This window comes from Klebsiella sp. HMSC25G12 (assembly GCF_001807705.1).
GTDB classification, from domain to species: domain Bacteria; phylum Pseudomonadota; class Gammaproteobacteria; order Enterobacterales; family Enterobacteriaceae; genus Klebsiella; species Klebsiella variicola.
The window spans coordinates 15,261-36,114 of the sequence record NZ_KV789854.1 but is presented as its reverse complement, the minus strand read 5'-3'; the positions used below and the strand labels follow the sequence as shown (position 1 = coordinate 36,114).

Below are 20,854 nucleotides of genomic sequence, written 5' to 3'. Positions count from 1 at the left end.
GGGGAGCCGATCGGCTCGGTGATCTCGGCCTATGAGTTCGACGCCAGCCCGCAGGATGTGGCGCTGCTGCGCAATATCTCCCGCGTCTCTGCGGCCGCCCATATGCCGTTTATCGGCGCTGTCGGCCCGGCCTTCTTCCTGAAAGAGACCATGGAAGAGGTGGCTGCCATTAAGGATATCGGCAACTACTTCGATCGTGCGGAATATATCCGCTGGAAGGCGTTTCGCGAAACTGACGATGCCCGCTACATCGGTCTGGTGATGCCGCGCGTGCTGGGTCGTCTGCCGTACGGTCCGGACACCGTGCCGGTGCGCAGCTTCAACTATGTCGAGCAGGTGAAAGGTCCGGACCACGAAAAGTATCTCTGGACCAGCGCGGCGTTCTCCTTCGCTTCCAATATGGTGAAGAGCTTTGTCAATAACGGCTGGTGCGTGCAAATTCGCGGTCCGCAGGCCGGTGGCGCGGTGAAAGATCTGCCCATCCACCTGTACGATCTGGGCACCGGCAACCAGGTGAAGATCCCTTCCGAGGTGATGATCCCGGAAACGCGGGAGTTTGAGTTCGCCAGCCTGGGCTTTATCCCGCTGTCGTACTACAAAAATCGCGATTACGCCTGCTTCTTCTCGGCCAACTCCGCGCAGAAACCGGCGCTGTACGATACCGCCGACGCCACCGCCAACAGCCGCATCAACGCGCGTCTGCCTTACATCTTCCTGCTGTCGCGCATCGCGCACTACCTGAAGATGATCCAGCGCGAGAATATCGGCACCACCAAGGACCGGCGTCTGCTGGAGCTGGAGCTGAACACCTGGGTGCGGAGCCTGGTGACCGAAATGACCGACCCCGGCGACGAGCTGCAGGCCTCCCATCCGCTGCGCGATGCCAGCGTGGTGGTGGAAGATATCGAGGATAACCCGGGCTTCTTCCGCGTGAAGCTGTACGCGGTGCCGCACTTCCAGGTCGAGGGGATGGACGTCAATCTGTCGCTGGTTAGCCAGATGCCAAAGGCGAAGGCGTAGGTTCGGACGATGATGAAAACGGAACGTCCGTTGTGGGGCCGGGGCATTATGGTGTCGCCTCAGCATTTTCAACAGCAGGCTGCGTATGCAGCCTGGACTGCGGAAGTGATTGCCCGGATGGGTCTTAACCACCCCTGGGGAGTGGTTGAGGCGACCTTCGAACCAGAGATGCTCAAACTGGGCCGCCTGCAGGCTCACAGGCTGCAGGTCCGGTTCCAGGATGGCACGATGATTGATACGGACAATGCCGATGCGCTGCCGTCCGCGCTGTCGCTGGACGGCGCGTCCGGCGAGGCGGTGATCGTGCTGGCGCTGCCCCTGATGCAGGCGAATGGCGGCAACTGTCTGAAGCCGGAGGAGGTGGCCGAAAGGCCGGTGCGCTTCCGGCAGCGCTGGCGCGATGTCCGCAACCAGTTCGGGGATGATACCCGGCAGATTGCCGTCATACAGCCGGAGCTAACCCTCCGCTTCGCCCACCAGGACAACAGCGATTACCTGACCTGTCCGCTTGTTCGCCTGCAGCGGGACTCGCAGGGGGCCTGGCTTATCGACGAGACGTTTCTCCCGCCGCTGCTGCAGATCCAGGGCAGCCGCTGGCTGGCGACGCAGCTTGAACAGCTGCTCATCCAGCTCCGGGCTCGTCTGACGCGCCTGATGGCCATGCGTCGCGAAAGCAATGAACGGATGGCTGATTTTGCCGTAGCCGATGTCTCTCTGTTCTGGTTGCTGAATGCGTTGAACAGCGCCGAGCCGGTGCTGGGGTACTTTCTGCGTTACCGGCAAAGCCCGCCGGAACGCCTCTACCCGGAGCTGGCGCGCCTGGCTGGCAGCCTGCTGACCTTTTCGCTCACCCATCAGGCGAATGCCGTCCCGATCTATCAGCATGACCAGCTGAACGCGGTTTTTCCGCCGCTGTTTGATTTACTGAGCGACCTGCTGGAGGCGAGCCTGCCATCGCGGGTGGTGGCGATTGCCCTGGAGCATGATGCCCGGCTGCACTTCTGGCAGGCGCGTCTGCACGATGCCCGGCTGCGGGAAGGGGCTGATTACTACCTGTCGGTTCGTTCGTCGGTACCGGTCGCCCAACTGCAGGAGCAGTTTCCGCGCCAGTGCAAAGTGGGCAGTCCGGATCATGTCAAAGCCATCGTCAACTCCTCGCGGACAGGGGTGCCCCTCACGCCATTGCGTCATGTACCGGCGGCGATCCCGCTGCGTCTGGAAAATCAGTATTTCAGCCTCGATGTGTCCCACCCTCTGGCGACGGAAATGCTGCAGAGCGGCACCTGTATGTTTTACGTGCCGGGGATGCTCGGTGAGCCTGAACTTGAACTTTTTGCGGTACTACGAACGTGAATGAGCCTAAACGCGGCAACGCCGCGTCCATTGATATTGATGCGCTGCTGCAGAACACCTGGCTGCAGGTTATCAGCCTGCGCCACGGCCCGCAGTTCCGCGATGAGGAAGGGTACACGCTATGGCAGCGCTGTATTGCTGATGTCGAGCGCGTGCAACATGAGCTGAAGGCGAGCGGGCTTGATGACGCCAGCTGTCAGCATATTCTCACCGCCCAGTGCGCGCTGCTCGATGAAGCCGTGAAAGGGCGCGGCGTGGAGGATGAGGCCTGCCTGCAGTGGTATGACATTCCGCTGCAGGGGCACTTCCTCGGCACCATGGACGCCGGCGACACCCTGTGCGAGCGGATGCGTGATGTGTTGCGTGAACCGGCGCCCAACCTGGCCGTGGTCACCTGTTTTCAGCGGGTGATGCTGCTGGGTTTTATTGGCAGCTTTCGCTCCCTCCACGACCCCGAGCGCCTGAAGCTGGTCAACGCGCTCGGTGAGCGTGTTCCTCCTTTTCAGTGCCCGGCTACCGCTCCCGTACTGGTAGAGAGTCGCGCCGGTCTGGGGATAAGCGGCTGGCTGGCCCCATGGCCGGTACGTATTGGCCTGAGCGTGGTAGTGGTACTCGCCCTGTGGTGGGGGCTCAACCACTGGCTCGATCACCTGCTGCTGACCTTGTTACCGGGGGAGGTGAAATGAGCCCCGCGCAGCAGCGTGGGCTGGCGCTGTGGGCCAGTCTGCTGAGTGCGCTGGTGTGCCTGCTATTTTTGCCGGTTCCCCGCTGGGGGGCGTGGCTCATTCTGCTGGTCACGCTGGCCCTGATCATCGGGATCTGGCGCATCGCCAGTCGTCGTACCGGACGTAACGTCGCATCAACCCTGGCCCCTCTCCCGGAGGGCGCTTATCGCCAGCCGGTGGTCCTCGTTTGCGGCGACCTGCCGAGTGTCTGGCCGCCAGCGTCACCGGTGCGAGTCGTCAAACAGGGCTGCTGGATCCGCGTGGAAAAGACGGAGGAGCTGCAGCAGGTCGCGCGCCAGGTATTGAGCCAGCGGCCGGAATGGGGGCCTCAGCTGTCGGTGCTGCTCTGCGTCTGCCCGCAGCGGCATGTGCAAAGCGATGCGCTGACCAGCGCTCTGCTGGCCCTGCGCTGGCAACTCAGCCAGCTGCGTCAGCAGACGGGGTATGCCGTACCGCTGGCGCTGCAGGGGCAGGTGGGCAGCGCGATGAGTCGCGACCTGTTGTGGCAGGCGGCGATAACGGGTGAGGCGGTGAAAGTCTGGCAGCCCTCCTGCGCCCCCTGTTCCGTACCGGCCTGGGTAAGCGCCGGCGGGGCGGCCGCGCTGGAGCAGCAGGTGCTGATGAACAGCCTGATGGGCTGGTCTGAACAGCACGTCCATGCCGTGTTGACGGAAGAGAATACCGACCTGCCGCCTCTGACCCCTGCGGCCGTGCTGTGGGGTCTCGGGCCCTCGCTGCCTGGAAGTCTGGCATCGTCGGCCTGGACGACGTGGTTATCCCGACATAGCGGCCTGACGCGGGTAGCTGGCTGGCAGCCAGATGAGAGCGACACCGGGGACGCTTCAGCGTTGCCGGAATTCATCCTGCCGCAGTTACCGGCGGGACGGGGACTCACGCCACGAGGCAGGGCCTGGCGCGCGGCGCTCGCGATTTTCACCCTCGCGGCTGTCGCCGCGCTGCTCAGCAGTGGCTGGAACAATCGACAACTGCTGCAGCGCGTGGGCGTCGATATTGCCCGTTATGAGCGGATTGCGATGGATGATTATCGACCAAAAGCCAGCGCTGTCAGGGTGCTGCGTGAAGATGCCGCGCTGCTCGATAGCTGGGCGCGTAACGGCGTCCCGCTGCGCCTGAGTCTGGGCTTGTATCACGGGGAGCAGATTCGCCTGCCGTTGCTGGAGGCGATTCGCGGTTACGTGCCGCCTCCACCGCCGCCCGGGCCGGTGCAGCGCGTCGCGCCGAACGTCATCCGCCTTGACAGCATGTCGCTATTCGATACCGGGAAATGGGTACTGAAGCCTGGTTCGACAAAGCGGCTGGTCAGCTCGCTGATGGACATTAAGGCCAGGCCCGGGTGGCTGATCGTGGTGGCGGGTCACACCGACAGCGTGGGTGAGGAAAAAGCCAACCAGCTATTGTCGCTGAAACGTGCGGAATCGGTCCGCGATTGGATGCGCGATACCGGCGACGTGCCGGACAGCTGCTTTGCCGTTCAGGGCTATGGCGAAAGCCGACCAATTGCAACAAACGATACGCCGGAAGGCCGTGCGCTGAACCGTCGTGTCGAAATCAGTCTGGTGCCGCAGGTAGACGCCTGCCGGTTACCGGACCAACCCTCTGCGTCATCCCAGGATGATGGCGCTTCACTACACAATGGAGAGTAATTCCATGGCAATTCCTGTTTATCTTTGGCTGAAAGACGACGGCGGCGCGGACATTAAAGGGTCTGTCGACGTTCAGGATCGTGAAGGCAGTATCGAAGTGGTGGCCCAGGAGCATAACCTGTACATCCCGACCGATAACAACACCGGCAAACTGACCGGCACGCGTATTCATACGCCGTTCCTGTTCACCAAGGAGATCGACTCCTCCAGCCCCTACCTGTACAAGGCGGTGACCACCGGCCAGACCCTGAAATCCGCTGAGTTCAAGTGGTACCGAATCAACGATGCCGGCCAGGAAGTGGAGTATTTCAATACCAAACTTGAGAACGTCAAGGTGGTGAAAGTGAATCCCCTGATGCACGACATCAAAAACCCCGCCTACGAGAAGCACAACCATCTGGAACAGATTGAGCTGCGCTACGAGAAGATCACCTGGACCTATAAAGACGGCAACATCATTCACTCCGATAGCTGGAACGAACGCGCCACCGCGTAATTGCCCGTCATATTTCGCGCCGCTGGCGCGCAGGCGACGTTCGCTCATCCCGGCCGCATCGTTATCTCTGCGGCCGGGGATTATTGCGGGCGATCGCCTGATGCGGGCAGCGTTTCTCTGCCCGCCGTTTTTTGCTGAGCGCCTGAGATACGGGTTCTCAGCAAAGAAAAACACAATCTGTCTGCCTGACCTTGTGCGCTTGGGGTTCCTGTTCGGGAACAGCGACGGGCGGTAGCGTGTCCGGAACCAATAAGAGAGGATCTCATGGAAAATCCAGCCAGCCTGTTACGCCGTCTTAATCCCTGCTGTGCCCGCGCAATGGAGGGGGCGGCCTCCCTGTGCCAGACCCGGGCGCATGCCGAGATCCTGCCCGAGCACTGGCTGCTTAAGCTGCTGGAACAGGGGGAAGGCGATCTGACGGTGCTGGCGCGGCGCTATGAATGGGATATGGATGCGCTGTGGCAGGATCTGCTGAACTGGCTGGATAAACAGCCGCGCTCGGTACGTCATCGTCCCCAGCTCTCTGACCATACCCTGAGGCTGATGCAGGAGGCCTGGCTGATTGCCTCGCTCAGCGGCGAAGCGCAGATCCGCAGTGTTCACCTGCTGATGGCGCTGGTTGAAAAACAGAATCTGATCCAGTGCGATGGCCTGTGGCCGCTGTTAACGCTGGGCCAGCGTCAGCTGGAACGCCTGCGCTCCTTGCTGGATGCCCAGTCCGACGAACGTCCGCCAGCGCAGCAGGAAGCGGCGCTGGCGCAGCCCCATGGCGGGGACGTGGAATTTGTGGGGCGTCCTGCGGGCAGCGAACTGAATGCGGATGGGCTCAACCCGGCGCTGCAGAACGCGCTGGACAAATTCACTCTCGACGTCACCGCCAAAGCCAGAGACGGCCAGATTGACCCGGTGTTCGGACGCGACACGGAAATCCGCCAGATGGTGGATATTCTCTCCCGTCGGCGAAAAAACAACCCAATCCTCGTCGGTGAACCGGGCGTGGGCAAGACCGCTCTGGTGGAAGGCCTGGCGCTGCGCATTGCCGAAGGCAACGTCCCCGACGCGCTGAAGCCGGTGTCGGTGCGCACCCTTGACCTCGGTCTGCTGCAGGCCGGCGCCGGGGTCAAAGGCGAGTTCGAGCAGCGGCTGAAAAATATCATTGAGGCGGTACAGCAGTCGCCTTCGCCGGTGCTGCTGTTTATCGACGAGGCGCACACGATCATCGGCGCGGGTAATCAGGCGGGCGGCGCGGATGCCGCCAACCTGCTGAAGCCGGCGCTGGCCCGGGGCGAACTGCGGACCATCGCCGCCACCACCTGGTCTGAATACAAGCAGTACTTCGAGCGCGACGCCGCGCTGGAGCGCCGCTTTCAGATGGTCAAGGTGGATGAGCCGGACGACGACACCGCCTGCCTGATGCTGCGCGGCCTGAAGTCCCGCTATGCCGACCACCACGGCGTGCATATCACGGATGATGCGGTGCGCGCCGCCGTGACGCTGTCACGACGCTATCTCACCGGTCGCCAGCTGCCGGACAAGGCAGTGGATTTACTCGACACCGCTTCCGCCCGCCTGCGTATGAGTTTGGATACCGTGCCTGAGCCGCTGACCCGCATGAAGGCGCAGCTCACCGCGCTGGCAATGGAGAAGCAGGCGCTGCTGGAAGATATTGCGCTGGGCAACAGCGCCCGCGGCGATCGGCTGGCGGCCATTGAGCAGGAGGAGATCCGCCTTATTCTGGCGCTGGATACCCTTGAAACTCAGTATGGTCAGGAGCTGCAGCTGACGGAAGCGCTGCTCGCCTGTCGCCGCGATATCTCCCGCCAGGCGGAAATTAGCGATCTTCAAACCGCGCTTATCGCCGTCCAGCAGGGCAATCCGCTGCTCGGGCTGGACGTCGACGTCCGCACCGTGGCGACGGTGATTGCCGACTGGACCGGCGTGCCTCTCTCCTCGCTAATGAAGGATGAGCAGACGGAACTGCTGAGCCTGGAAGAGAGTCTCGGCAAACGGGTGGTTGGCCAGGAGGCGGCCCTGAGCGCTATTGCCCGGCGCCTGCGCGCCGCGAAAACCGGCCTGACGCCGGAGAACGGTCCGCAGGGGGTGTTCCTGCTGGTCGGACCGAGCGGCACCGGCAAAACGGAAACGGCGCTCGCCCTGGCCGATGCGCTGTTCGGCGGCGAGAAAGCGCTGATCACCATCAATCTCTCCGAGTACCAGGAGCCGCACACCGTCAGCCAGCTGAAGGGTTCTCCGCCGGGCTACGTCGGCTACGGCCAGGGCGGGATCCTGACCGAGGCGGTGCGCAAACGCCCCTACAGCGTGGTGCTGCTCGATGAGGTGGAAAAGGCCCATCGCGATGTGATGAACCTGTTCTACCAGGTCTTCGACCGGGGGGTAATGCGCGACGGCGAGGGGCGTGAAATCGACTTTCGCAACACCGTGATCCTGATGACCGCAAACCTCGGTAGCGACCTCCTGATGCAGCTGCTGGATGAACAGCCGGAGGCCAGCGAATCAGACCTGCGCGAGCTGCTGCGCCCGGTGCTGCGCGGCCACTTCCAGCCGGCGCTGCTGGCCCGCTTCCAGACGGTGATTTACCGTCCGCTGCCGGCGGGAGCGCTGCGCGCCATTGTCGGCATGAAGCTCGGGCAGGTAAGTCAGCGTCTGGCTTGCCATTACGGAATCACCACCACCCTCAGCGAGAGCCTGTTCGACGCGCTGACCGAGGCCTGCCTGCTGCCGGATACCGGCGCCCGTAACGTCGACAGTCTGCTCAATCAGCAGATCCTGCCGGCACTGAGTCAGCAGCTATTGAGCCATATGGCGGCGGGGCAGAAACCGCGCCAGGTGACGCTGGGGTATCACGAAGAGGAAGGCGTCGTGATGGCGTTTGACGAGGGGACAATATCCGATGAGTAGCGTGAAATCGTTGTTGTTCAGCCATAACCACCACCTGCTTTCGGTGAAGGGATGTGAAGCCGGGCTTGATGTGCTGGCCTTCGAGGGCGATGAAGCCCTGAGCCAGCCGTTCCGCTACCGTATTGAATTCACCAGCGCAGACCATGCCATCAGCAAAGAGATGATGCTGATGAAGGCAGCCTCCCTGACGCTGCAGGCGCCGGTGGCTCAGGGCTTCGGCATCAATGTTCAGCAACCCGTGCGGGTTATCCAGGGCGTGGTGACGGGGTTTGAACGGCTCAGTACCTCCAGGGATGAAACGCACTACGCGCTGACGCTTCAGCCGCGCCTGGCGCTGCTTAACCGCTCGCACCAGAACGCCATTTACCAGGACCAGTCCGTTCCGCAGATTGTGGAAAAAATCCTCCGCGAGCGCCACGGCCTGCGCGGTCAGGATTTTCTGTTCTCGCTGACAAAAACGTATCCGCGTCGCGAGCAGGTGATGCAGTACGGCGAGGATGACCTGCGCTTTATCACCCGGCTGCTGGGTGAGGTGGGGATCTGGTTTCGGTTTACCGCCGACACGCGGCTGCACATCGACGTCGCTGAGTTCTGCGACAGTCAGCAGGGCTATGAGAAGGGGCTGACGTTGCCTTCGGTCCCGCCGTCAGGGCAGCAGTCGGCCGGGGTGGACGCGGTGTGGGAGATGGCATGCCGCCACCGCGTCGTGGAGCAGCAGGTCAGTACCCGCGACTACAACTACCGCGAGGCGACGGCGGACATGAACGCGCAGGTGGATGTCACCCGCGGGGAGACCACCACCTTTGGTGAGGCTTACCACTGGGGAGATAACTACCTGACCGCGGGGAATGCCCATGACCGCCATCCGGCGCCGGAGTCCGGGGCGTTTTACGCCCGGCTTCGGCATGAGCGTTATCTGAACGGCCAGACCCGGATGCAGGCCACCACCAGCTGCCCGACGCTCTGCCCGGGACAGGTGCTGAAGGTCACCGGCGGAGAGGAGGTGGCCGGGGAGTTTGCTGATGGCGTGCTCGTCACGGCGATGCACAGCCACGCCCGGCGCGATGCGGATTTTGCGGTGGAGTTTGCCGGCATACCGGACAGCCCGGACGTCGGCTACCGGCCTGAGCCCGGCGCGCGTCCGGTGATGGCCGGGACGCTGCCGGCCCGCGTGACCAGCACCCGGGAAAACGACACCTACGGGCATATCGACAAACACGGACGCTACCGGGTGAATATGCTGTTTGACCGGGCGCGCTGGGAAACCGGGTTCGAGAGCCTGTGGGTCCGCCAGTCGCGGCCGTATGCCGGAGACACCTACGGCCTGCACCTGCCGCTGCTGGCCGGGACGGAGGTGGCGATTGGCTTTGAGGATGGTAACCCTGACCGGCCGTATATCGCGGGCGTGCTGCACGACTCGGCGCACGGCGACCATGTCACCATCCGCAATGACAAACGTAACGTCCTGCGCACCCCGGCCAACAACAAAATCCGCCTCGACGATGAGCGCGGGAAAGAACATATCAAGGTGTCGACGGAGTATGGCGGCAAGAGCCAGCTGAACCTCGGCCATCTCGTGGATGCTGAAAAGCAGCAGCGCGGGGACGGTTTTGAGCTAAGAACCGACAGCTGGGGAGCTATCCGGGCACAGAAAGGGATATTTATCAGCGCTGACGGGCAGGCGCAGGCTCAGGGGCAGGTGCTGGCGATGGAGCCGGCGGTCAGTTTGCTGAAAGGTGCGGTGAATCAGGTCACGGAATGGGGAAGCATTACGCAAACCCATCATAATGTTATCCCAGACTCCGGCCCATTAAGCGCACTGACCACAGGCGCCAGCGATCTTAAACAGCCGACATTGCTGATGTCGGCCCCGCAGGGGATTGCCGCAGTCACGCCGGAAACAACCCTCCTGCACAGCGGTAACGGGCTGTATCTGCAGAGCCTGGGGGAGGTCAACATCACCACGGCACAGCGCTGTTCTCTGAATGCCAGCCAGGCTATTTCACTGCTGGCGCAACAGGAGGGGATGAGGCTGGTCTCCGCCAAAGGTCCGCTGGAAGTAGAGTCGCACAGCGATATTCTGTCGCTGACCGCGCTAAAAGATATCACCGTCCAGTCAACCCAGGGGCATCTGCAGTTGACGGCTAAAAATGGCATCACCCTGGGTTGCGGCGGCGCATATATCCGTCTTACCCCGCAGGGAGAGGTACAGATCCACGGACCGGGGGTGATTAGCCTTAAGGGGCAGCATGATTTGCAGGGGCCGGTCAGCGAGGCGTTTCCCTTGCCTGAGCTACCGGCATCGGTGTGTAAAGAGTGCCTTAAAAGAGCCCAGGCGCTGGCGCAGGGCTTCGTGCCGCGGGAGGCATAGATGACCAGACAATGGATTGAGGAGGTCGCCGGAACCTGTCGGGCTTTCGGAACGGATTATCTGCATGTCATTATCGATCAGGCGGGGGTGGATTTTTCCGTTATTCCGGCACTGAATTCGCTGTCAGTTGAGTGGCAGTCGCTTTTTCATGGACTTCCGGAAGCATTTATTGTCGATGATGCTCCGCTGATGGCGCGCTTTACGCTTGATGATCATGAGCAAATGCGCTGGTTACAGGATATCAGCCAGCAACTTGCCATCCAGGCGCCGCTGCTCCTGTTCTGCACATACTGGCCCTTTTCGGCGCTGGCGAACTGGCTCACGCAGTGTATGGATATTCTGCAGGAAGGGCGCAGCGGAATTTTACGCTTTTACGATACCCGGGTATTTCCGCTGTTGTTTACACACATTCTCAGTGACGAGCAGCAAGAGCCATTGATGCGTCCGGCCCTGTTTTGGGCGTGGCAGGATTTTGACGGCCAGGCGAAAGGCATCAAAGGCAGTGGTCTCCCGCCGGAACGCGATGAAAATGCGCCCAAAATAGAACTCAGCGATCGCCAGCTTGAGCATCTGATGTGTATCAGCGATGTCATCGTCATGTTGTCGCACCGTGCTCCGCCTGCGGGCATGTTTGATTCAAGACAGTCACTGTTTTCGGCCTGTTACCAGGGCATGGTGGAGGCGACACGCCAGGGCCTTCTTCTGGATGACGCTCGTGAAGACTGGGTAATGAAGAAGTGGTTTGCGGACGTAAAAACCAGTGAGAGACCTTCAGAATGAAAAGCCTGGTCTGGCTGAGTACACCCCTCTCTTCATTACCCTCAAACCGACAGGGAGAGTCCGATGAAATCTGCATTAATCAGCCCGCTGCTGGCGGGTCTGCTGCTGTTAACCGGCTGTGCACAGCCAGCCGCACAGGCCGGAGGCGGCGGTGGCACCATTGACGCCATCAACCACACAAAATGGGCAATAAACCACTTCAGTGTCAACGGCCAGTCGGGGATCGACATTATAGGCCCGTTTCAGGGTGGCGGTGGCGGCTGCTGCTTCAGCGTGCCCGCCCGCTGGACGCCGGGTATGACGGTACGCATTGACTGGGAAAGTGGGGAAGCTTCAACTGATGATTTCCCGGGATATGAAAACTGGAATAAATATCTTGAATGGGAAAAGAAAATAAAAGCCAGTCATCGGCAGCACAGCAAAACTGTCCCGCTGCCCGACTATAACGGCCAGGATGTGTGCGGCATTACGGTGCACTTTTTACCCTGCGATGACGTGAAGGTGACCACCAGCTGTTACACCTACGGCAGTCTGTCGTACCCGATAAAAGAGCCCGTCAGGATGAAGGAGCCCGCCGTATGTCCGAAATAACCGAAACCCATGCCGCCTGGGTCCCGCCGCCGTTTCCGCCGCAGGGACGTCTGCCGGGCCGGGCGCTGCAGGTTGGGCAGAACTGCCATCAGCAGAACAGCGACGAGCGGCGCTATCACCAGGAACTGTGCCTGGCTGCCGGACGGCGCGTGGAGCCGCCGTGCTGCAAGACACTGCACATCAGCCTGTTTTTCGACGGTACCGGCAATAACTTAAATCATGACTTTTTTATCGCGAACCCGAAGCACCCGACCAATATCGCGCGTTTGTTTCGCGCCACCATTGGCGACGGCACCGCCGGCGGCGTCACTGATACCAAAAAGATGCCGCTGGATGGGGTAAAAGACAGTGGAGGAAAATACTTCAAGTTTTATATTCCCGGCGTGGGCACCCCCTTCCCGGAAGTGAATGACCCGGACTATTCCACCATGGGTCTGGTGGGGGCAGTTAAGGGGGAGGATCGGATTAACTGGGCGCTGCTGCGGATTATTGATGTGCTAATGCGCCTGAGTAAGGACAAGGAAAACAACAGCATAAAGCTGTCCGAAGGAGCCAGCCGTGAATCCCTCAAAAAAATGGGTACCAGCTGGAACCGGCTGTGGTTTGGCGGCAGCCATAACCGCTATGAAGAGTTCACTCGTTTGCTGAATGATTTGGCCTCTGATTTGAAGCCCCTGATTATTCAGCCTGAGCCGGGCAAGCCGAAACTGACAGGCATCAAGCTGTATGTCTATGGTTTTTCCCGCGGCGCGGCAGCGGCGCGCACCTTTGTGCGCTGGCTGAGCGAACTGCTGCCCCCGCCGGCGGCGGAAGGTGAAAAACCGCCGCAGTGCCTGCAGACAGGCGGGATGCAGCTGCCCGTCAGCGTGGAGTTTCTCGGGCTGCTGGATACGGTGGCCTCCGTCGGGGTGGCGCATGTGGTGCCGGTTGCCGACGGGCATATGTCCTGGGCAGACGGCACGATGGAGCTGCCGGATGATGAAACCTATGGCGGGCTGATAAAAAAATGTGTTCACCTGGTTTCCGGGCATGAGCAGCGTCTCTGCTTTCCGCTGGACTCGGTGCGGCGGGCAAACGGCAAATACCCGCCCTGTGCCAGAGAGGTGGTTTACCCGGGGATGCACTCGGATATTGGTGGAGGATATCCGCCGGGGGATCAGGGGAAAGCGAATGGTAGTGATGACCGTCTATTGCTTTCGCAGATAGTTTTAAATGATCTTTACTCTGCCAGCTTCCAGGCTGGGGCCCCTCTGAAAGTTCCTGTTGACACGCTGCCTGTCGATCTTAAAAAAGATGCATGGCGTGCTATGCATCCTGAACTTATTGAGCAATACGGAATTAATGAAAAACTAGTCAACCGCTTCAACGCCTGGCGCGAACTCACTCTGGGTCAAACCACGCCGAAAACGTTCAATCCCGAAGCAACCTCTCACTACGAACCACCTGCCGCCGGCGGCAGTCTGGAAACCGTCATTGCTGAGCAGATGGCCTGGATCACCGCCTGGCGCATCGACCGCTATGCCAGAGGCTCGATGCTGAAAACGCCCTTCTATCAGCGCGCCACGAATACCGACGCGCTGCCTGCCGCGCGTAAGGCGGCAGAAGAGGTTCGTGATGAAAAACAGGCGGCGGTGCTCAGGGCTCGCCAGAACCAGATAGCAAACCAGCCTCCTGACAGGATGGATGAGCTGGTTCTGCAGCCGGGCGTGAAGGATTTTGACCCAAAGATGGATCAAACCCAGCTGTTCGACGCGGCGAAGGAGTTCGGAAAGGATTACCACGACGGTTACCGTATTCCGGATAACCTGGCGCAGCTGGTGCTGGATACCGTGCTGCAGCCGGTGATTTTCGTCCTCAATACCGATGATGAAGCGCAGGAATACCGGCGCATGAAGCGTGACGGAGAGGCCCGGGTGGCCGTCCTCTTTCCCGATGCCGGCGAGGCCAGCAACGCGGAGCAGCCTGCCGGGCTGGTGAGGGCGCTGTTTGATGATCAGGTGCATGATTCACGCGCCTGGTTTATGTATGCCGCGCTCGGCACGCGCGAGATGTGGACCGGCTACTTCCGCTACCGGATGATTTACTTCAGCGAGCGCTGCAGTAAACCGCTCTCGCCGCTGGTGCTCGCCGGAGACCTGGTGGGTTTTGCGACCGTGACCGCGGGTGTCGTGCTCAGTTTCCGGCAAAAGCGCCTGACCGGCAAGCTGGCCGGGCTGGCCGCGACAGGCGCCGTGCGCTCGCTGGAGGTGGCGGTGCTGGACAAGATAACCGGGGAAGCGCTGCCGGAGCTGCCCGGAGGGGCGCAGCTGCGGGCATTTACCCACGAGCCGGGAACCGTTGTCGCACAGCAAAAGGCGCGGAAAGCGGAAGAGCAGCTGGCGCGGGGGCAAGCCGCGCTGCCGGCCAGCTGGCTGGAGGACGTTCTGACGACAACGGTCTGAACGCGGATAAGGAGGATCCGATGAATAAAGTCATTCGCAAAGGCGATACCCTGCGGGAGTATGGGGGCAGGGTGCTGATGGGGCATTATCAGTGTTTTGGTCTGGGATTCGCCTGCAAGGGCGACCCGGTCAAGTGTAACAAACACGGTATGACGACCATTGCTGAAGGCAGCGCACGAACCACGATTGATGGCCAGCCGGTTGCGCTGCACGGTCATCGCTGCGCCTGCGGCTGCACGCTGGTCAGCTCTAACCCAGACTGCGGGGTTGATCAGTGAGGCCGGTACCGGAGTATCCCCCGTACGGAGACGCGCGACCGCCTGGTACGGCCAGGTGGCTATCGGCTTCGGCCCTGCTGGTCCTGCTTAGCGGCGGGGTCAGCGCTTTACTTCCCTCGGCAGAAGGAAAAAGCGCCCTGGCCGCCACCGGGATCCTGTTGGCTCTGGTGCTGGCGGGTACCGGCTGGTTGATCCGGCTGCTGTACTACCGCATGAGCGTGCATAACGCCAGGTTCTATGACCAACTGGTAGCATACGAACAACAGCAATGGTGGGCGGAGCATCGGCAGCCGATCGGGTTACAGGAAGGTCTGTTGCTGGGGCCCATGGGCAAAACGACCACTGACTGGCTGCGGGTGCTAAGCCGTCACCAGCGTCCGCCAGAGGAAGAGAACGAGGGCGGCGGCAGGGCGCTGTGAGCGCCATACCTTTCAGTTTCTGAGGCTATCGCCCGCGAAAAACGGCTGGCGGAACTACTGGTGATGGAATGGCAACGACAGCGCAGTGAAAGAACGCTTACGCCGCCGCTGCGTTGCTACTGGCAGGGAACGGAGCTCGCCTGGCAGGCGTTTCGTGCACAGATGACCCTCACTGTTGCGCAGATGACACTACCCTCACGCCCGTATGCCTGGCGTGGGGAGGCCAGCCTCGCGGAGATAGCACACACTCTGGCGGAAGCTGACCCCGATGACACTGTGCTTATCGCCGGATGTCAGGTGGTTGTCGCCCGGACGGGGGCGGTGCAACCCGCCGGAGAGTCTGCGGTACTGTGGCTCGCCGGACGGGACGGTCCGGTGCACCTGACCAGGGGGGAAACCTATTGCGCAGAAAAAGGGGAGGCCCTGACTGCTGTAGCCGCTCGTGTGCTGGAGCAGAACGAACTGAGCGGCCCCCCGGAAGCCTGTGCGCTGTTTTTTCAGCCGGGACTGGAAGCGCTGGCGCATAGCGGTTGGGATATTAACCTATATCGCCAGGATGCCTGTTGGGGAGACATCGGCGAGATGGAAGGCTTGACCGTTCTGTCGCTGGCGGCGATCTACGCCGCGCACTACCAACAACCGTGTGGCTGGCTAGCCCGCGATCCCTTGAATACCCTCGCAATTGGAATTGTAAAACCTGATGGACAACGTCAATAAACCTGCCGCTATCTCTGTGGCGGCTACGGTTATCGTCTGTATTGCTGCGGTCACGCTTCTGGTGCTCCTGGGCGGGCTGGCATGGTGGCTGTGGGCGATGGATCGTGCCACGCAGTGGGAAACGCTGCGCCCGCTTATCGCCACGGGCTTTATTATCTGGGGGATGGCACTCAGCCTGCTGGTACTGGGGTTTATGGCCTTTCGACTGCTGATAAAAGATAAGGTTAAGCCTTCAGCAGCGCCTGTGCGGCAACCCACCAGGCCCGCCGGGCGCGAAGCCCTTTATGCCCCGCTGAAAAAGCACCTTCACGCACGTTACCGCCTGCGCTGGCGCCGCAAAGTCCGCCTGCTGCTGGTTACCGGGGACGATGCAGCAATCGAACAACTGGCGCCTGGTCTGCGTCAGCAGCAGTGGCTTGAAGGTAACCGCACTGTGCTGATTTACGGCGGTAACCTGATCACAGAGCCCGACCAAGAAAAATACGCCGCGCTGCGCAAGCTGCGCCGTGGCCGTCCTCTGGACGGGATTGTGCGGGTGATGCCGTCGTCTCTGACCCTGACGCCGCAGATAAGCGAGAGCGATCTGCGTGGGCTGGAAAAAATCAGCGAACTGCTGCGCTATGCCGCCCCGGTCTGGCTGTGGAAACTGTGCGATAGTGAGTGGCCGCAGGCTGACCGCGCGGTGCAGGCGGTAGGCGTTAGCTTCCCGTTACGCGCTACCGAGGACGATGTCGCCCGTCAGCTTGCGCAGATGTTGCCCACGCTGCGGGAGCAGGGGATGCGCCAGATCGCAGCAGATACCCGCCACGACTTTCTGCTGCGTCTGGGGCAGCGGCTTATCGACGGGGGGATCGCGCAATGGCGCTGGCAGCTGGCGCCGTGGCTGACCGCCTCGCGGCAGCGGCTTGCGCTGCGTGGCCTGATGTTTAGCCTGCCAGAGCCTCGTACCGTAGATCCGTATCAGGAAGCTGATGCCCTGCCTGCGAACCAGCCTCATCTCCTGACGCTGCCCGCGACCTGGCAGGGGATCGTCGATGACTGCCGCCGTTTACGCGGGCATCACGTGGGAATGGCATGGGAGCGGGGCCTGGCGTGCGGTCTGCTGGCCATCCTCGGCCTGTGGGCAGCGGGACTGCTGCTCTCCTTTGCCCTTAATTACAGCCAGATTGCTACAGTCGCGGGAAAAGCCCGCGACCTGGTGGCCCACCCCTCTGTTTCTGACTATCAACTGACGGCCCTCCATGCCCTGCGCAATGAGGCCGGCCGTCTCGTGCACGATGGGCAGAAGGGCGCTCCCTGGTATCGGCGCTTTGGTCTGGACCATCATCAGCAGCTATTAAACGCCGTCCTGCCCTGGTACGGTGTGGCAAATCATCGCCTGATACGTGACCCGGCCAATGCCGCGTTGCAGCAGGCGCTCAGCGCGCTGGTCAACTCCGCCCCCAATAGCGACCAACGAGCCCAGCTGGCGAAACCGGGCTATGACCAGCTGAAAGCCTGGCTGATGATGGCTCGTCCGGATAAAGCCGATGGCGCATTTTTCGCGCAGACCATGAAAGCGGTCCAGCCGACGCGAATGGGGATCTCGACCGGTCTGTGGCAAAGTCTGGCGCCGGATTTGTGGGCCTTTTATCTCTCCCTGCTGCCCGAGCGGCCAGAGTGGAAGATCATCCCGGATGCGCAACGGGTGAGTCAGAGCCGTCAGGTTCTGTTGCAGCAGCTAGGTCGCCGCAATGCCGAAAGCACCTTATATGAGAACATGCTCAAATCCGTGCGTCGTAATTTTGCCGATGTGTCGCTGGAAGACATGACCAGTGACACCGACGCGCGCCGCCTGTTTACCACCGATGAAGTGGTCCCGGGGATGTTTACCCGCCAGGCATGGGAAGGCGGCATTCAGCAGGCCATTGATAAGGCAGCCAGCTCGCGCCGGGAGGAAATCGACTGGGTGCTGAGCGATTCGCGCAAAACGGTGTCGACAGACCTGTCGCCGGAGGCGCTGAAAGCGCGTCTGACCCGACGCTACTTCACCGATTTCGCTGGCAGCTGGCTGAATTTTCTCAACAGTCTGCGACTCAACCCGACGACCAATATCGCCGATGTTACCGACCAGCTCACGCTAATAAGCGATGTCCGCCAGTCGCCGCTGATTGCCCTGATGAATACCCTTGCCTGGCAGGGGCAGGCGGGGCAACAAAGGGAGGGGCTGTCGGACAGCCTTATTAAATCGGCCAAAGACCTGGTGGGCGGGAAAGACAAGCCGGTCATCGACCAGTCGGCAACCGGCCCGCAGGGGCCTCTGGATGACACGTTCGGCCCACTGCTCCAGCTGATGGGGAAAAACACGGGCAGCAACGTCATGTCGGCCGATAGCACCCTGAGCCTGCAAACCTATCTGACACGTATCACCCGCGTGCGCCTGCGCCTGCAGCAGGTTGCGAATGCCTCCGATCCGCAGGAGATGATGCAAACCCTGGCGCAGACCGTCTTCCAGGGGAAAAGCGTCGACCTGACCGACACGCAACAGTATGGCAGCCTGATTTCGGCGAGTCTTGGCGAAGAGTGGAGTGGCTTCGGTAATACTCTGTTTGTGCAGCCGCTGACGCAGGCCTGGGAAACCGTGCTTCTGCCGTCGGCGGCCAGTCTGAATGACAAATGGCGCCGATCGGTGGTCGCCAACTGGCACACCGCCTTTGACGGACGCTTTCCGTTTGCCGCCAGCAAAAGTGACGCCTCGCTGCCGATGCTGGCTGAGTTTGTGCGCAAGGACAGCGGGCGGATCGAACGTTTTCTCACGACGGAGCTGAACGGTGTCCTGCATAAAGAAGGCAGTCAGTGGGTGCCGGATAAGGTCAACAGCCACGGCCTGGTCTTTAATCCGGCCTTTCTGCGCGCCATCAACCAGCTAAGCCAGCTGTCCGACATTCTTTTTACCGACGGCAGCCAGGGGATCAGCTTTGAGTTACAGGCCAGGCCTGCCCCGGAGGTTGTGGAGACACAGCTGACGATAGACGGCCAAAAGCTGCGCTATTTCAATCAGATTGCCGACTGGCAGACTTTCCGCTGGCCGGGGGAGACGTATAAACCCGGCACTCTGCTGACCTGGACCACCGTCAATGCGGGCACGCGTCTGTTTGGTGACTACAGCGGTACCTGGGGCTTTATTCGCTGGCTGGAGCAGGGTAAACGCCAGCAACTCGAACGCAGCCAGTGGATGATGAGCTTCACCGCTCCGGATGGCCGCACCCTGCAGTGGGTATTGCGCTCCCAGCTTGGGAGCGGCCCGCTGGCGCTTCTGGCGCTGCGCGGATTGACCCTGCCGGATCAGATTTTTAGTGTCGATGCGGCTGAGAGCGCACAGGCCCTGACGACGGGGGTAGGGAATAGTGACATGGATGAGATGGAATTATGAGTATTTTACAAAATTTGGTTGCCGCCAGTCAGTTGGATGAAAGCGTACTGCGCCAGCAGGCCCGGTCACGCCAGGCGCAGTGGCAGTCCTGGCTTGCGCCAATCAGTGACACCCAGCCCACCGGGAGCGATCCGGGCTATGACGATGATTTTCAGCGTATCCGCGAGGAGGTCAATAAGATCTCCGGTGTCGATACCGAGCTGATTTGCCAGCTGGCAGAAAAACTGCTGACTCAGACCTGCAAGGATCTGCGCGTGATCACCTTTTACGTGTGGGCGCGTCTGCAGCGGGATGGCGAAACCGGTCTGGCGGAGGGCGTTACGCTGCTGGCGGCAATGCTTGAGCGGTTTGGGGCTATGCTCCATCCCCAGCGTGAACGTAGCTGTAAATCGGCACTGGAATGGCTTGGCAGTCGCCGGATGTCGGACAGTCTGTCTCTTTATCCGGAAGTCGACATGACCACTATGCAGGTCATTATCGGGGCGTTATTGCTCACGGAAGCCTCTTTTGCCGGATTGGCTGAAGCATCTCGCCCCGATCTTTCCGGGCTATATCAGATACTGGAGAATCGCCTGGTGCAAAGCGGCGGAGCCCACAGTCTGGTGCCGCAGACCAGCCGCGAAGAACACGATCTGCTACCCCAACATGCAGACACCGCGCCGGTAATGCATACCGTCACGTCAGGTCGTGATTTGCTCGATCAGGCTAAGGTGTTGGCGAAATATCTGCGTGAGTGTCCCGGCGGATGGCTGGCAGGTCATCATCTGATGAAGAGTGTGCGTTGGGATACGTTAACGGAGTTACCGCCGCTGGATGCCACGGGCCGGACCCGGCTATTGCCTCCCAAGCCTGAGAGTAAAGCCCATCTTAAGCGGTTGTATTTACAGAAAAGCTGGTCGGAACTGCTGGAGCATACGGACACGCTGTTGGCGCAAGGCGTCAACCACTTGTGGCTGGATGTGCAGTGGTACGCCTGGCAGGCGCTGCTGAAACTGGATGCTGACAGTGTACGGGCCGATATCCTGTGCCGGGATATGAAAGGGCTACTGGCTCGTCTGCCGGGGCTGGAAACCCTGGCGTTTAACGATGGTACGCCATTCGCCGATGAAGTAACGCTCAACTGGCTTAACGAGCGTGTTCTGGATGAGATGGCCGGATGGCAAGATGAGCCGGTAATGGCGGCGACCAGCGCTGATGAGGTGCTGTCGCTGGAGCCAGAAGTGCTCACCCGCGCGGACGATGAAGGTATTGAGTCGGCGCTGAACTGGTTACAGGCGCAGCCGGGCTATACCACCAGCCGCAATCGGTGGCTGATGCGCTTACTGATGGCGCGGGTCAGCGAGCAGTACGGAAAAAATGAAATGGCGCTACATCTGCTGGCGGAACTCGACAGCCATGCCCGGGAAATGACGCTCGAACAATGGAAGCCGGAGCTTATCTTTGAGGTCAAAGCCCGCCGACTCCGGCTGCTCAGAGGCAAGGCCGGGCGCAGTGAGGCAGAAAAAAATCGCTTGCTGCCAGAAATGGAGTCATTGCTTGCCGGGCTCATCGCTCTGGATCCCGCTCGCGCTGCGGTGCTGTGCGCATAATTCACGCATCATTCACGCATCATTCACATTGCACTCCCTGCACCTGCGGTTTTCTGCATATCTGAAAGCTATTACTCAT

Annotated in this window: 13 protein-coding genes and 1 pseudogene; all 14 read left to right on the top strand. The window is 61.0% G+C overall.

Annotated features, from left to right (window positions below):
- Positions 1 to 1,020: type VI secretion system contractile sheath large subunit (tssC, locus tag HMPREF3096_RS31375; protein ID WP_020803349.1), on the top strand; the 1,020-nt coding region annotated here is incomplete at its 5' end.
- 9 nt (positions 1,021 to 1,029) lie between these two features.
- On the top strand, positions 1,030 to 2,373 hold the full coding sequence (tssK, locus tag HMPREF3096_RS08225) for a type VI secretion system baseplate subunit TssK (protein WP_020801721.1): 1,344 nt from the start codon (positions 1,030 to 1,032) through the stop codon (positions 2,371 to 2,373).
- The gene (gene tssL, locus HMPREF3096_RS08220; RefSeq protein WP_004176431.1) at positions 2,370 to 3,059 is read left to right on the top strand and encodes a type VI secretion system protein TssL, short form; all 690 of its coding nucleotides are present in this window, start codon (positions 2,370 to 2,372) and stop codon (positions 3,057 to 3,059) included. Before tssK ends, tssL begins: the two co-directional genes overlap by 4 nt.
- A complete protein-coding gene (locus HMPREF3096_RS08215; protein ID WP_032730168.1) occupies positions 3,056 to 4,762 on the top strand; it encodes an OmpA family protein in 1,707 nt (568 codons plus the stop codon). Before tssL ends, HMPREF3096_RS08215 begins: the two co-directional genes overlap by 4 nt.
- A gap of 4 nt (positions 4,763 to 4,766) precedes the next feature.
- On the top strand, positions 4,767 to 5,258 hold the full coding sequence (hcp, locus tag HMPREF3096_RS08210; protein WP_002902160.1) for a type VI secretion system effector Hcp: 492 nt from the start codon (positions 4,767 to 4,769) through the stop codon (positions 5,256 to 5,258).
- Between the two features lie 264 nt (positions 5,259 to 5,522).
- Entirely contained in the window at positions 5,523 to 8,177 is a 2,655-nt protein-coding gene (tssH, locus tag HMPREF3096_RS08205; protein WP_032730169.1) for a type VI secretion system ATPase TssH, read from the top strand.
- Position 8,178: 1 nt separating this feature from the next.
- Positions 8,179 to 10,548, top strand: a complete 2,370-nt coding sequence (locus tag HMPREF3096_RS08200; protein WP_162822778.1) for a type VI secretion system Vgr family protein — start codon at positions 8,179 to 8,181, stop codon at positions 10,546 to 10,548.
- Positions 10,549 to 11,328, top strand: coding sequence for a DUF4123 domain-containing protein (locus HMPREF3096_RS08195; RefSeq protein ID WP_032730171.1), 780 nt, complete (start codon positions 10,549 to 10,551; stop codon positions 11,326 to 11,328).
- 63 nt (positions 11,329 to 11,391) lie between these two features.
- The gene (gene tli1 / locus HMPREF3096_RS08190; protein WP_032730172.1) at positions 11,392 to 11,919 is read left to right on the top strand and encodes a T6SS immunity phospholipase A1-binding lipoprotein Tli1-KP; all 528 of its coding nucleotides are present in this window, start codon (positions 11,392 to 11,394) and stop codon (positions 11,917 to 11,919) included.
- Positions 11,907 to 14,360 carry a T6SS phospholipase effector Tle1-like catalytic domain-containing protein gene (locus HMPREF3096_RS08185; RefSeq protein WP_032730173.1) on the top strand — a complete coding sequence of 818 codons (2,454 nt, stop codon included), beginning with the start codon at positions 11,907 to 11,909 and terminating at the stop codon, positions 14,358 to 14,360. The genes tli1 and HMPREF3096_RS08185 overlap by 13 nt, the downstream gene beginning before the upstream one ends.
- A 20-nt stretch (positions 14,361 to 14,380) precedes the next feature.
- Complete coding sequence (locus HMPREF3096_RS08180) at positions 14,381 to 14,638, top strand: PAAR domain-containing protein (protein ID WP_002902252.1); 258 nt, start codon at positions 14,381 to 14,383, stop codon at positions 14,636 to 14,638.
- Positions 14,635 to 15,774 (top strand): annotated as a pseudogene (locus HMPREF3096_RS08175) (hypothetical protein). Before HMPREF3096_RS08180 ends, HMPREF3096_RS08175 begins: the two are co-directional and overlap by 4 nt.
- Positions 15,758 to 19,186, top strand: a complete 3,429-nt coding sequence (locus tag HMPREF3096_RS08170) for an ImcF-related family protein (protein ID WP_032730174.1) — start codon at positions 15,758 to 15,760, stop codon at positions 19,184 to 19,186. The pseudogene HMPREF3096_RS08175 and the gene HMPREF3096_RS08170 overlap by 17 nt, the downstream one beginning before the upstream one ends.
- Entirely contained in the window at positions 19,183 to 20,775 is a 1,593-nt protein-coding gene (gene tssA, locus HMPREF3096_RS08165; protein ID WP_032730175.1) for a type VI secretion system protein TssA, read from the top strand. The genes HMPREF3096_RS08170 and tssA overlap by 4 nt, the downstream gene beginning before the upstream one ends.
- Positions 20,776 to 20,854: the final 79 nt, after the last annotated feature.